The organism is Aliinostoc sp. HNIBRCY26, from assembly GCF_050235535.1.
In the GTDB taxonomy this organism is placed as follows: Bacteria; Cyanobacteriota; Cyanobacteriia; order Cyanobacteriales; family Nostocaceae; genus Trichormus.
In genome coordinates this window covers 6,936,152-6,949,749 of sequence record NZ_CP189852.1, presented here as the reverse complement: position 1 = coordinate 6,949,749, position 13,598 = coordinate 6,936,152, and the positions used below count along the sequence as shown (strand labels likewise).

At 41.9% G+C, this 13,598-nt stretch carries 9 protein-coding genes; 3 read left to right on the top strand and 6 right to left on the bottom strand.

Features of this window, described 5'->3' with window-relative positions:
• Nucleotides 1–14: 14 nt before the first annotated feature.
• The 4 genes from pcrA to ACQFX9_RS29285 form a co-directional block, all read right to left on the bottom strand.
• The gene (pcrA, locus tag ACQFX9_RS29300) at nucleotides 15–2,336 is read right to left on the bottom strand and encodes a DNA helicase PcrA (protein WP_427163032.1); all 2,322 of its coding nucleotides are present in this window, start codon (nucleotides 2,334–2,336) and stop codon (nucleotides 15–17) included.
• A 128-nt stretch (nucleotides 2,337–2,464) separates the two neighbouring features.
• Nucleotides 2,465–4,180 carry an ATP-binding protein gene (locus tag ACQFX9_RS29295; protein WP_427160015.1) on the bottom strand — a complete coding sequence of 572 codons (1,716 nt, stop codon included), beginning with the start codon at nucleotides 4,178–4,180 and terminating at the stop codon, nucleotides 2,465–2,467.
• 742 nt (nucleotides 4,181–4,922) lie between these two features.
• Nucleotides 4,923–6,197 (bottom strand): methionine adenosyltransferase, encoded by a 1,275-nt coding sequence (gene metK / locus ACQFX9_RS29290; RefSeq protein WP_427160013.1) that lies wholly within the window; start codon nucleotides 6,195–6,197, stop codon nucleotides 4,923–4,925.
• 338 nt (nucleotides 6,198–6,535) lie between these two features.
• A complete protein-coding gene (locus ACQFX9_RS29285; RefSeq protein WP_236143580.1) occupies nucleotides 6,536–7,540 on the bottom strand; it encodes a phosphoribulokinase in 1,005 nt (334 codons plus the stop codon).
• 779 nt (nucleotides 7,541–8,319) lie between these two features.
• Between ACQFX9_RS29285 and petH the strand changes: the two genes are divergently transcribed.
• The 3 genes from petH (at nucleotide 8,320) to ACQFX9_RS29270 (ending at nucleotide 12,256) form a co-directional block, all read left to right on the top strand.
• Complete coding sequence (petH, locus tag ACQFX9_RS29280) at nucleotides 8,320–9,564, top strand: ferredoxin--NADP reductase (protein ID WP_427160012.1); 1,245 nt, start codon at nucleotides 8,320–8,322, stop codon at nucleotides 9,562–9,564.
• Nucleotides 9,565–9,708: 144 nt separating this feature from the next.
• The gene (locus ACQFX9_RS29275; RefSeq protein ID WP_427160011.1) at nucleotides 9,709–10,998 is read left to right on the top strand and encodes a homoserine dehydrogenase; all 1,290 of its coding nucleotides are present in this window, start codon (nucleotides 9,709–9,711) and stop codon (nucleotides 10,996–10,998) included.
• Between the two features lie 202 nt (nucleotides 10,999–11,200).
• A complete protein-coding gene (locus ACQFX9_RS29270; RefSeq protein ID WP_427160010.1) occupies nucleotides 11,201–12,256 on the top strand; it encodes an S-layer homology domain-containing protein in 1,056 nt (351 codons plus the stop codon).
• A gap of 96 nt (nucleotides 12,257–12,352) precedes the next feature.
• Here ACQFX9_RS29270 and ACQFX9_RS29265 read toward each other — a convergent pair whose 3' ends face one another.
• Together ACQFX9_RS29265 and ACQFX9_RS29260 are read right to left on the bottom strand one after the other, a co-directional pair.
• Complete coding sequence (locus ACQFX9_RS29265; protein WP_427160009.1) at nucleotides 12,353–12,790, bottom strand: CAAD domain-containing protein; 438 nt, start codon at nucleotides 12,788–12,790, stop codon at nucleotides 12,353–12,355.
• 390 nt (nucleotides 12,791–13,180) lie between these two features.
• The gene (locus ACQFX9_RS29260) at nucleotides 13,181–13,387 is read right to left on the bottom strand and encodes a hypothetical protein (RefSeq protein ID WP_427160008.1); all 207 of its coding nucleotides are present in this window, start codon (nucleotides 13,385–13,387) and stop codon (nucleotides 13,181–13,183) included.
• Nucleotides 13,388–13,598: the final 211 nt, after the last annotated feature.

Sequence of the window (13,598 nt, the reverse complement as noted above, 5' to 3'; positions counted from 1 at the left end):
GGGTGTGGGAAATATTAGTCTAGCTTTTGCAACTGCGCTACCCTGGGATCAATAATCTTCTTTCCTAAACTGTCAAATTTAACGGCGACAGAAACTTTATTCCCTTCACCGAAGATATGAGTTATTTCACCTATGCCGAAGGTTTTATGTAATACTCTGTCCCCTACTTGCCAATTTGTTGTCGTTGCTTGCTTACCGTTATTTTGAGAAGTTTTTGTGTAAGTTTGTCGGCTTTGATGGGGGTGTGCTAATAGTTCTGTGGGTAACTCATCGAGAAATTGCGATCTCATTGCGGGTTCGCGTGAACCATATAAGCGGCGTTCTCGCGCAAAGGATAAATGTAACCTTTCTTGCGCGCGGGTAATTCCTACGTAACACAAACGCCGTTCTTCTTCTAAGGCGGCTGGGTCGTTCATGGAGCGATAATTGGGAAATAATCCCTGTTCTAATCCCACTAAAAAGACTACAGGAAATTCCAACCCTTTAGAGGCGTGCAATGTCATCAAAGAAACTGCGGTTTGTCCCTCTTTTAAGTTATCTAAATCGGAACTGAGGGCGGTACTTTGTAAAAATGCTGTTAAAGAAACGTCTTCATTTTCTTCTTGAAATTGCAGCACGGCGTTATAAAGTTCCTGGACGTTTTGGATTCTGTCTTCGGATTCATCTGTCCCTTGACTTTGCAAATCCTGCACGTAACCAGAATCGTCTAATACCCCCATCACCAACTCAGAAACGGGAACAGTAGCGATTTCATTTTGCCATTTGTTAATCATTTGGGCAAAGTTATTCACAGATTTAGCAGAACGTCCAGCTAAAGTATTAACTGAGGTTTCATCACTTAAAATTTCCCAAAGAGTTGTACCCAATTGTTGAGACGCATTCATTAAATTATCAATGGTCGCTTTGCCAATTCCCCGGCGGGGTGTATTAATAACTCTTAATAAACTGACTGTATCAGATGGGTTGGCGATCGCTCTTAAATAAGCTAAGACATCTTTAATTTCTTTGCGGTCATAAAATTTCATCCCACCCACTACTGTATAGGGAATTTGATTCCTGACTAATAATTCCTCAAAGGGGCGAGATTGAGCGTTAGTACGATATAAAATAGCAAAACTTCCCCAGTTCAATTCAGGGTGTTGATTTTCTAGGTAGCGAATTTGTTTAATGACAAAGTCGGCTTCTACTAGTTCATCATCGGCTTTGTAGCAATAAATTTGTTCTCCTGCGCCGCGTGTCGGCTTCAGGACTTTATCAATCCGTTGGGTGTTATTTTCAATTAATTCATTAGCAGCCTGTAAAATATTTTCACAAGAGCGATAGTTTTCTTCTAACTTCACCATTGTGCGTGTATCTTCATCTGGTAAACCATCACCAAAATCTTCCTGAAATTCTAGCAAGATTGTAAAGTCTGCCATTCTAAAACTATAAATAGATTGGTCGGCATCACCCACAACAAAAACTGAACGATTTCGCCAATCCCAATCATTCTTGTTGTTTTCCCCGTTAGTTACCAATAGACGAATCAATTCATATTGAGTACGGTTAGTATCTTGATATTCATCAACTAAAATATGGCAAAATTTCCGATGCCAATAACCCAATATTTGCTCGTTTTGTTGAAATAATCTGGTGGGAACAAGAATTAAATCGTCAAAATCGAGGGCGTTATTTTCTGCTAGTTTATCTTGGTAACGGTTGTAAACATCAGCAATCACCCGTCCCCGATAATTAGGCTGTTCCTTTTCAAATTCTTCTGGTGATAATCCTTGGTTTTTGGCGTTACTAATAGCATACCGAACAGAACGGGGTTCAAATTTCTTGTCGTCTAAATTTAATTGTTTAGTAACAATTTCTTTAATCAAACTCTGGACATCAGACTCATCAAAGATAGAAAAATTTCTATCCCACTTTCTCCCCTTTTCATCTTGATATTTATCAACATCAAAACGGAGAATTCGCGAGAATAAACTGTGGAAAGTACCACACCACAAGTCTTTAATTATACTTTTATAAACACGCGATCGCAGTTTCGTTTGTTCGTATTCTGGCAATAAATCCAACCGTTGACCATGTTCTGTCATCGCCAACTGTTCAGCAAATAGCCGTTGAATACGGTCTTTCATTTCCCTAGCGGCTTTATTTGTAAAAGTCACCGCCAGAATATTTTCCGGTGCAACCCGATGTTTCAGAATTAAGTTAGCAATGCGGTAAGTCAAGGCGCGTGTTTTACCAGAACCCGCACCAGCCACAACCAACAAAGGGCCGCAATAATGTTCCACGGCTTGACGTTGACTGGGGTTTAAGTGGCTAAGAAAATCGATGCTAGTAGTCATGGTGTGAGTTTGGGCATTGGGTATGGGGCATTGGGCATTGGGCATAGGAAATATAATCTATCTTGTCTACCTTGTCTACCTTGTATCCCGATTCCCCATTCCCTATTCCCGATTCCCTATTCCCCAGTTTACTCCTGTACTGTCAATGGTAGATGCACGGTAAAAGTAGAACCTACTCCTATTTGACTTTGTACCAAAATTTCCCCTCCCATCATCTGACAAAAGTGGCGGCTGATAGCTAACCCTAGTCCTGTCCCACCGTACTTTTTCGTGGTTGAGGTATCACCTTGGATAAAAGGCTGGAATAGCTGTTGTTGTTGTGTGGGAGACATCCCAATTCCTGTATCACTGACTGTGAAAGTAATCATTCCCAGGGGTGCTTCTAGGGAAGCATTTTGCAAATCATTTTTCACTGTCAGCTTAATTTTGCCGTTGGTGGTAAATTTCGCAGCGTTACTTAAGAGATTTAACAAAACTTGTCGCATCCTAGTTTGATCTGCGTACATTGTACCTAAGTGTGGATCACAATATACTTCCAACACATTGCCATTTTTTTCGATAGCGGGTTTGACGGTGAGAACCATGTTATTAATTAACGTCATAATCTCAAATGTCTCTGGGTAGAGAGTCATTTTCTCGGCTTCAATTTTCGATAAGTCGAGGATGTCGTTAATTAGTTCTAGTAAGTGTCTTCCTGCTGAGTTGATGGTTTCTAAGTCGGTGATAAATTCTGGTGATAAGTTAATGTCAGTCGCATCATCTTGGAGGAGTTGACTTAAGCCAATGACTGCGTTTAAGGGTGTACGTAATTCGTGACTGACATTGGCTAAAAATCGACTTTTGGCTTTGCTAGCGGCTTCTGCTTGTTCCTTTGCTAGTTCTAATTCCTTGGTGCGTTCTGATACTCTCTCAATCAACCGATTTAAAGATTTTGCCAATAAGCCGATTTCGTCTTCCGTGGTAACTGGTGCGCGTAAGTCAAAATTATGTTTGCGTGCAACTTGTTCGGCGACTTGGGTGACAATAATCACTGGTTCTGCGATCGCGCGACTGGTGCGCCATGCGATAATGGCGGCGATCGCCACTGACACCAGCATACTCACCATCACAATTATTCTCTCTACGCCTTTAGCTTGTTCTACATCATTTTGTCTTCCCTGTTCTTGCTCTTCGGCTGTGCGTAAAATGTTACTTAATTTTTCTGCTAGTTGGTCTAACTGTACTGCTGTTTGACCGCGCATAATTTGTAACAGCCTATCTCTTGTTACAGATACTTGCTGTTGATTACTGTCTTTTAATACAGCCTCTATTTGATCAACATAAGATTTTAAGTAATAGGCATAATCTTGCAATAAAGCCTGTAAGTTAGCACTAGTTGCAGCTAACTTTTTAGTCGGCTTGCTATTAATAAATTTGTCAATTCTGCGCTCTAATTTCCTAGCTCTCTCTACATTTTGCAGGAATTCTGCTTTTTTTGCTGGGAGTCGTTGTCCATCTTCGAGAAAGGCCACAATATGAGAGCTGTGCAGTTGTGCATTGACCACTGCTTCTTTATAATCACTCAATAATTGCCGTTGTTCTTGTGCTTGGGTGAATTGCCGAATTTCTTTCCCGCGATAGTAATTAGCAATGACTAATCCTGTGAGTGAACCGAAAAAGCCAATACCAATGGCCACAAAATAACCGTAGCCGATTTTTTGGTGTATGCGCCAAGAACTAGCTTTGAGTTTCCCCCGTGAGGGAAATTCTATTGTTGGAAGTTCATCGTTGTTGGATGTCTCTTCTATTGACACTTGTTCGCTTTCTAAACTGCTTTCCACAGGGATTGGCTGTTGAGTTTGCATCCCTCAAATCTCCTTCCTCCCCCAACAATTATTAAATAAGTTTTGCTTGTAAAATTACTGCCATGTTGATCAACACTTTACATAATTTTTTTTGATTACAAGTGCAACAAATGGCTCCTAGATAATTTGCATGACTTTCTGACATTCAATTAGTTTTGATACGAATTTTTACACGAATATTAACTTGTGTATAATATCGTGCTTAATTGGTTGACAGTGGACTAATACAATTGCTTCTAGGAGCAGGTTATTCTCCTCTATGGTTTTCAGCCAGATTTTAATGGCGGTATGATGATACCTTACTCTAACCCATTTTTTCTATCTCCGAGCTAATGTCTTGGTAGTCTTCCCAAGTAACTTGGTTTCACCCAACTAGCATTCTAAAGACTGATTCTTCAAAATGCACCGCCATCCAATGGGCTATTTTACTTTACGGGGACTTTGAACACATTCAGCACAGGAAAACTTAATATCAAACGCAAGTAGGGAACTTTTTACGAAACTGTTTTGGTTCTAGAGTGCAATATTAGCAAGACAATAGGAACAAGAACAAAACTTTTTTTGGGATACAGCAAATATTATCATCAATATCGGCAATTTTTCTATCAATTAGCGTCATTTCGGCTTTTAATTCAGTGATTTTGTAACACGTATGAGTAACAGAAAACCCTCTACTGAGCATGAAACTCAGCAAAGGGTAGATTAATGATGGTTTAAATCTTTTGTGGAGTAGGATGCTTCTCTACTTTAAAGCCTGAGCGATCGCAGCTGACATAGCCTGACTAGCTGCTTGCTTCAAAAATTCAGCTTTATCGGTACGTTCCCAAGGCAAATCTAAATCATTGCGTCCAAAGTGACCGTAAGCTGCAACGTCCTGATAAAAACGTCCGCCTCTTTCACTTGGGAGGTTACGTAAGTTGAAAGCATGAATAATTCCCGCCGGGCGTAGTTCAAAGTTTTGTTTGACTAGTTCCAGTAAGGTTTCATCATCGACTGTACCAGTACCGAAGGTATCTAAGAAAATGCTGACAGGTCGCGCTACACCAATGGCATAACTCAACTGTACTTCACATTTTTCTGCCAACCCAGCCGCCACAATATTCTTAGCTACATAACGAGCTGCATAAGCGGCAGAACGGTCTACTTTTGTGGGGTCTTTACCAGAGAAAGCACCACCACCATGTCGGGAATAACCACCGTAGGTATCTACAATAATTTTGCGTCCCGTCAAACCGGAATCACCTTGAGGCCCACCAATCACGAATTTACCAGTGGGGTTAACTAAAAAGCGTGTGTCTTGGTCTGGTTTAACTTCCAAATCGCCAAACACAGGTTCGACTACAGCAGTCCACAGGTCTTGCTTAATTTTGGCTTGCACTGCGGCCTCATCGGTAATATCGCCGATGGTAGCTGTGTGTTGGGTAGAAATCAGAATGGTATCAATCCCGACAGGACGACCATCTTCGTAAACAACAGTCACCTGAGTTTTACCGTCAGGACGTAAGTAGGACAAATCTCCTGTTTTACGTACTGCGGCGAGTCGGCGCGCAATGCGGTGCGCTAAACTCACAGGCAAGGGCATGAGTTCTGGGGTTTCGTTACAAGCAAAACCAAACATAATCCCTTGATCACCAGCACCAATAGAATCAAATAGTTCATCACTATCTTGCTGGCGGGTTTCATGGGCTGTGTTTACGCCTTGGGCAATATCTGGTGATTGTTCATCCAAAGCCACAATTACACTAGTGCTGTTGGCAGAAAAGCCATTGTCAGCATTAATGTAGCCAATTTCCGCAATTTTTTTGCGGGCAATATTGACATAATTGACATTAGCTTTGGTGGTGATTTCACCAGTGATTAACACCAAGCCAGTATTGACCACTACCTCTGCGGCAACACGGCTAGAGGGGTCTTGTGCGAGTAAGGTGTCTAAAATCGTGTCAGAAATCTGATCACAGATTTTATCGGGATGACCTTCGGTAACTGACTCGGAAGTAAATAAATAACGTCGAGACAATAGAGTATTCCCCCTGTAATAGTATTTTCGCTGACTAAAGTCTCAATACTTAGTGCAGCTACTAATTACTGAAATCATAACAATATTGACACATCCATTAGTTACTTTCCGTGAACTAGTCTTAAAGAGGTTAAATCAATCCCAAATCCAAAGTTCAAAATTAAATACCCAATTTCCCATGCCCAAATGATGATAATTGCTCAATTTGTTAGTAAAGCTACATTTTTGTGGAGCGAGTTACTGTAATTTGTACTTACTATGTAAAATTGCCCGTATATCTACAAAAAAAGGGGTTACTCGCGAGTAACCCCTAAATTCTTGACACAAACACTGCTGTTTTAAACTTGAACTGCTATCTGGGCTTCTTTTGATGTTAAACGTTCGTAAGTAGCACGCATTTTCAGACCTGTTAACACTTGGAATAAACCAGTACCATTGTTAGAACCAGGATACTCACGGTGTTGTAACAACAGATGGGTCATCTCACCTTCGTACTTGGTGGATGTTTTGCTGAGGTGATTTTCGATGTAGATGACTTCTTCTAAGTTATCAAATTGTCCATCTACTTCTAATACGGAGACGTAACGACCATAGTAAACATCAGAACCATAGTATAGTTGCATACCTGGGTAAGAACAGGTCAATTTGCGTCCGCAGGGAGTCCACTGAATGCTGGAACCTTCATCAAAGAGATAAACTGGTTCAAATCCTTCTTTGCCTTCCCGTTGTAGCATCCGTACCCGTAAAACTTTACGTTCTGTATCGTTTTTAATTAAGTTGGTAGGTAATACTTGCAGGACTACATCGGCGAATTCTCTTTGGGGTTCGATGTATTTTTGGAAATCGGGTTTACGAGAGTTGATAGCGGCTAAGACATCTTCATAGCGATGGCCTCTTTCTGCCATATCGCGTTGGATTTTCCAGGCAATTTTTACTTCATCGCTGATGTCGAAGTAAACGCTAAAATCGAGCAGCGATCGCACCCGTTCATCATACAGGGGGTGTAGACCCTCAACCACAACAATATGGTTTGGTTCTACGATCTCTGGGGGATCGATCATGCCGGTTTCGTGGTTATAAATCGGCTTATTAATCGATTGACCTTCTTTAAGAGCCTTAATTTGCTCATACATTAGGTCAAAGTTATTGGCTCTAGGGTCAAGTGCAGTGATCCCGGTTTCTTTACGTTGTTTGCGATCTAAGCAGTGATAGTCATCTAAACAGATGACTGTCATAAACTCTTCCCCAAACAAATCGATCAACCGACGCAAAAACGTAGATTTACCGCACCCAGAGTCTCCGGCTACTCCAATCAGTACCACGCGTTCCGGCTTACTTGTCATAAATCTCCTCTAAAAACTAAATGTGTCAATCAATATTTTTTTCACAGCAGAATGTGAAGCCAGGAGTCTACCCGTTTGGTTTATCCTGCGTTCTTGCTACTTAAGCCACCTGTGACACTCTCCTGAAACAAATTCTAGAGATTCTTGCTTCTCATCCTCTTAACTAGACTAAACCAAAGTAGAATTTAGTCCTCATCAGACCGAATCCACAAGCGTTTTAGTTTTACTTCCACTGGCTGTCAAACAGCAGAAGGTGCTGAAGTTTATTTACTTTTTCGTCTCATTTTAGAACTACTGAGCAGATATTGTGACAGCTACTATATGTGAGGCTGTCGGTAATCTGAGTATCTGAATGTTGACGAAGGGTAAGTATTTAATCCTAGTGTTACAGGTGATTTTAACAGAATGGTGTAACCCATACAAGATTTACTCTCAACAATAGTGATTGGCAGCAGGGAGCAAGGGAAGAAACATCCCACGCCCCATTTTTGATGCCCAATTACAAAGCAGCATAGAAGAAAAGATTAAATTGACTCATTATTAACATTATGCCCAAGACTTATCCTCTAACCTTAGAAGTTAAGCGGGTGTGTATATTACTTCCACTACTGAAGCCCCCATATCCTTGGTGAGTGTATCAATGCTGGGCATTATTTACTTAGTGCCACTTTCTCAAAACGCTAGTTTTAGGAACACCAGATCCGATAAACTAAAGCTAGCTTGTGATGGGAAAAGTTTTTTTGATAAACGGTTAAGTAAGTATCGGAGTGGTAGAAAGAATGTTCAATCAAGGTGCTTTTGAAGGTGCTGCCAATGGAGAATCAGGTAGCCGCATCTTCGTTTACGAAGTGGTGGGTCTGCGTCAGAGTGAAGAAACTGATCAAACGAACTATCCTATTCGTAAAAGTGGCAGTGTGTTCATTAGAGTGCCTTACAACCGCATGAATCAAGAAATGCAGCGTATCACTCGCTTAGGCGGTAAGATTGTGAGCATTCAATCCGTGAGCGGGCTACAGCAACTCAATGGTAAAGCCACACCTGTAACAGCAAAAAGTGAACCAGCTGAAGAACAGCAGAAGAATAAGGATAACAAAGGCAACACCATGACTCAAGCGAAAGCCAAAAAAGCCCACGCTGACGTTCCCGTAAACACCTACCGCCCCAATGCACCATTTATTGGTAAGTGTATTTCTAACGAAACGTTAGTGAAGGAAGGCGGGATTGGTATTGTTCAACACCTAAAATTTGACCTTTCTGAAGGTAATTTAAAGTACCTCGAAGGTCAAAGTATTGGGATTATTCCCCCTGGTCTAGACAAAAATGGTAAGCCAGAAAAGCTGAGACTGTACTCTATTGCCTCTACTCGTCACGGTGATGATGTTGATGATAAGACAATTTCACTGTGCGTGCGTCAATTAGAATACAAGCATCCAGAAACCGGCGAAACAGTCTACGGTGTTTGCTCTACATACCTCACTCAGTTAAAACCTGGGGATGATGTGAAAATCACCGGCCCTGTGGGTAAAGAAATGCTGTTACCCGATGACCCAGAAGCTAACGTCATTATGATGGCGACTGGTACAGGTATCGCCCCCATGCGTACTTACCTGTGGCGGCAGTTTAAGGATGCAGAAAAAGCTGCTAACCCAGATTACCAATTTAAAGGATTTTCTTGGTTGATTTTTGGCGTTCCTACAACTCCTAACATTCTATATAAAGAAGAATTGGAAGAAATACAGCAGAAGTATCCCGATAACTTCCGCTTGACCTACGCCATCAGCCGGGAACAACAAAATCCCCAAGGCGGTAGAATGTACATTCAAGACCGCGTAGCAGAATACGCTGATGAACTGTGGCAATTGATCAAAAATGAAAAAACCCACACTTACATCTGCGGTTTGCGCGGTATGGAAGACGGGATTGATGCTGCGTTAACTGCTGCTGCTGCTAAAGAAGGTGTAACCTGGAGTGACTATCAAAAAGAACTCAAAAAAGCAGGCCGTTGGCACGTTGAAACATACTAAGTTAGTAATTAGTCAATAGTCATGAGTCAATAGTCCACAGTATGAGACTGAGACGACTGACAAAAACAACTAACAAACGATAATCTGTAGGGTGGGTGAATAACTCACCCTACAATTGTTATTGGTAAAATTGGGTGCAAGCTTGTGGGTGTAAAGCTGGGAATTTTAGGATTAGGTACAGTCGGAACAGGAACGGTAAAGTTGCTGCAAGATGCAGCTGGTCGTCATCCGTTATTGCAAGAAATTGAAATTTATCGTGTGGGCGTACGATCGCTCGCTAAACCCCGTAATGTACAATTACCTACACAGGTCATCACTACAGATTTAGAAGCAATTGTCAATGACCCCGAAGTAGATATTGTAGTCGAGGTGATGGGAGGATTAGAGCCAGCGCGATCGCTCATTCTCCAAGCGTTGAAAAATGGTAAACACGTTGTTACCGCCAATAAAGCCGCCATTTCTCGCTTTGGGGCAGAAATTTTCACCACTGCCAATCAAGCAGGCTTATACGTCATGTTAGAGGCGGCGGTAGGGGGTGGAATTCCAGTCATTCAACCCTTAAAACAAGCTTTAAGTGTGAACCGCATTCATACTGTCACTGGTATAGTCAACGGTACTACCAACTACATCCTGACGCGGATGCAAACAGAAGGTAGCGAATTTGCTGATGTGTTAGCGGATGCTCAACGCTTAGGTTACGCGGAAGCTGACCCTACGGCAGATGTTGATGGTTTGGATGCTGGAGATAAAATCGCCATCTTGGCATCTTTAGCTTTTGATGGTCGAATTCATTTACAAGATGTCCATTGTGAAGGAATTCGCCAAGTTAGTAAAACTGATATAGCCTATGCCGAAAAATTGGGATTTGTGATTAAATTACTAGCGATCGCTACTAATAAAGTCAGCGATGCTGCCCAATTATCTATCAGAGTTCATCCCACCCTTGTACCCAAGGCGCATCCCTTAGCCAGCATTAACGGTGTTTATAACGCCATTTTGGTAGAAGGAGAACCCATCGGTCAGGTGATGTTCTTTGGCCCCGGCGCGGGTGAAGGTGCTACTGCTAGTGCTGTAACCTCCGACATTTTAAGTCTAGTCGCAGCCGTGAAAAGTAATACCGCCGCACCCAATCCTCTATTAACTTGTAGACATGAGGATTATTGCCAAATTGCCCCCATATCAGACCTCGTAACTCGATTTTATGCCCGATTCCTCACCCAAGACCAATCGGGAGTCATCGGTAAATTGGGGACTTGCTTTGGTAATCATGGCGTAAGTATAGAGTCAATTGTGCAGACTGGTTTTCAAGGAGACTTAGCAGAGATTGTAGTTGTCACCCATGACGTAAAAGAAGGCGATTTTCGCCAAGCCGTCGCCGAAATCCAGAGTTTAGCAGCAATTGATAGCGTTCCCAGCATTTTGCGGGTATTGTAATTGGGAATTGTGAATGGAAGAGGAATTGGTGCAGGGTGCAGGGGGGAAAGGGGAGAAGAGTTTCCCCATTTTTTCATTCTCCCAGCCCCCTACCCTAAATTAAAAGTTGCTGTTAGCAGTAGTGCGGCCTTTAGCCTGTGCTGAGTAATCAATTTTTGAATTTTGAATTTTGAATTCATTCGTCCCCAATCCCTAATTGAGTATGACAAAACCTCCCACTGATCAAGACTCATCTCCATCGACGGCTTTGGGCTTCGATGAATTTATCGGGATTTTCGTAGCTTTCCTCACTATAGGAGGAATTTTGCTTTGGTCGTTTTCTCGTCAGGAATCTGGTTGGAATTTAAGTGGCCTATTATCCTTAAACACCACTGCGCCTAGTGCTACAACTAATCCCCCTACACCGTCCCTAACTCCACAGTTACCAGCAGATACCAAGGCGCGCTTGCCTAATGTGTCTGCACCTCCAGAGACGGATGTAGTTGAACCTCCAGTGATCCCTTCACCGAATTTTCAGGAAATACCAACTCCCCAACCGCCAGCAAAGTTACCGCCAGCAACTTTATCTTTGTCGGCAGAGTTGAATTCTGCTGAAAAATCCCCATCTTTACCCTTAGTCACGCCATCTGCACAGAAATCCACCATTCCGCCACCAATAGCTTTTAATGATGTACCTGCTAACTTTTGGGCAGGGGATTTTATTGATGCTCTGTCTGCGCGTAAAATTATCCAAGGTTTTCCAGACTATACTTTTAGACCAAATTTACCGGTAAGTCGTGCAGAATTTGCGGCTATATTACAAAAAGCTTTTAACCAAGACACTACAGCAGCTACCATTCCTTTTCGGGATGTATCGACAGAATTTTGGGCTAAAACAGCAATTAATCACGCGATTAGCACCAAATTTTTAAAGGGTTATCCTAATCAGACTTTTCAACCACAACAAAATATTTCGCGATCGCAAGTTTTAGTCGCCTTAGCCAGTGGCTTAAATCTCCAACCACCAGCTAATCCCACTCAAGTTTTAAGCATTTATCAAGACGTTCAGAATATCCCAAAATATGCTGTCGATAAGGTAGCATCTGCAACTGTTAACGGCTTAGTGGTTAATTATCCCAATGCCAAAGTTTTAGCTCCTAATCAAGCTGCTACCCGTGCCGAAGTCGCAGCAATGATTCATCAAGCCCTGGTATTAACAGGAAGACTAGAGAAAATCCCTAATTCTGCTGTCCCAAATCAGAAAAACCTTCAACCTTAAAATAAAATGGTCAAGCCGCAAAGCTTGACCATACAAATAATTATTGTCTATACCCTGTAGTAGCTGTCAGTAGGTGATATGTCATCGAGTCAGATATTAGTTTTCTGAACCGTCTTGACCTACTACTTGGGACTTCAGAGTTGTGATTTCATTGTTTAACTCTTGTCTGGTTGAAGCTTTGAGTAAGTAGCGGTAAACAAACCAAGCAGAATAACCAATGCCAATCAATTCAAAAGTTGGTGCTACTAAAGGAATATCATTCAATGCGTCTAATACTGCCAAAAGTACCCTGACGGTCACTAGTGAACCTACAATTAAGCCTACAATGACTAAAGGCTGTTTATATTGATTGAAGAAATTGCCCACATAATCAGGCAGAGTTGCTAAAAATTGAGAAACTTGTTCTACATATTTTCCCCATTCCTCTTGAGACTGTGCAGGGGGCTGGAGTTTGGTAATAGTTCCTGTTTGGTTGTTGATATCTGGCATTGTTGCCTCTTTAGGTTGGGTTTGGGCGAATTCTGGTTCTTGCATTTTCACTTCCATAAATTTGACAGTTGAGGTTCTCTAATCCTGACAATTACAACCAAAAGGCTGTTGATTAGGCAATGCACTCTTGCATCCCACTGAGTTGGGAAATAGGGTTTAGCGTCCTATCACCATAGTCGTCCCATAACATCTACTGCATCAACTACAAGGTAGACAGTCAGTAGGTGGATAGAAGTCAGAAGGCTACAGGATGTCATAAAATCAGCGGCTTTCTGAGTTCTGTTGTCATGAATCAACTGGAATCCTCCGGTTGTCATTATCCCAGGCTGTGTCAATTGCTCGTCATCGTACTTGGAATAAAGTACAGATCATGCAAAAATCACTCCACCTCTCATTTATATAAGCACAAACGCTGATTTTATCTGAATATTAAAGCTATCTTAAGCCGCGTTCGTCAATCACAGTATTGATCTTAGATAGCAATACTTCATAAAAATTAGAACTTTGGAGGTGAAAGTGATGAGTGCTGTTAGCGGTAGCGCGGCGTTTAGCCGGTGCTGAGTAGTGAGTAGTGAGTTGAGAAATAAAGTCTACCTTGTCTACCTTGCCCACCTTATCCCCAGCCAAGAGTTCCTCTTTCATCCTTGCTTGACTAGATATGTTCTTTGAAAATTCCTGAAACATCCAACAGCTAACACGCGCCATCCGCTTTTGAATGTTCTAATACCAATTCTCCAAAATCCAGCGACAGATACAACCCTTAAAACTCAGATAATACCTGACTGTCTTCAACTACGAACTGCGAACTGCGTTAGCGAAGCGGGACGTTAGTCCATTGCGAATTGCTATAAGA

Excerpts from the sequence above, each read along its gene's own strand:
- pcrA (WP_427163032.1), bottom strand. The coding sequence starts at position 2,336 with ATGACTACTAGCATCGATTTTCTTAGCCACTTAAACCCCAGTCAACGT.
- ACQFX9_RS29295 (WP_427160015.1), bottom strand. The coding sequence starts at position 4,180 with ATGCAAACTCAACAGCCAATCCCTGTGGAAAGCAGTTTAGAAAGCGAA.
- ACQFX9_RS29285 (WP_236143580.1), bottom strand. The coding sequence starts at position 7,540 with ATGACAAGTAAGCCGGAACGCGTGGTACTGATTGGAGTAGCCGGAGAC.
- petH (WP_427160012.1), top strand. The coding sequence starts at position 8,320 with ATGTTCAATCAAGGTGCTTTTGAAGGTGCTGCCAATGGAGAATCAGGT.
- ACQFX9_RS29270 (WP_427160010.1), top strand. The coding sequence starts at position 11,201 with ATGACAAAACCTCCCACTGATCAAGACTCATCTCCATCGACGGCTTTG.
- ACQFX9_RS29265 (WP_427160009.1), bottom strand. The coding sequence starts at position 12,790 with ATGCAAGAACCAGAATTCGCCCAAACCCAACCTAAAGAGGCAACAATG.
- ACQFX9_RS29260 (WP_427160008.1), bottom strand. The coding sequence starts at position 13,387 with ATGAAAGAGGAACTCTTGGCTGGGGATAAGGTGGGCAAGGTAGACAAG.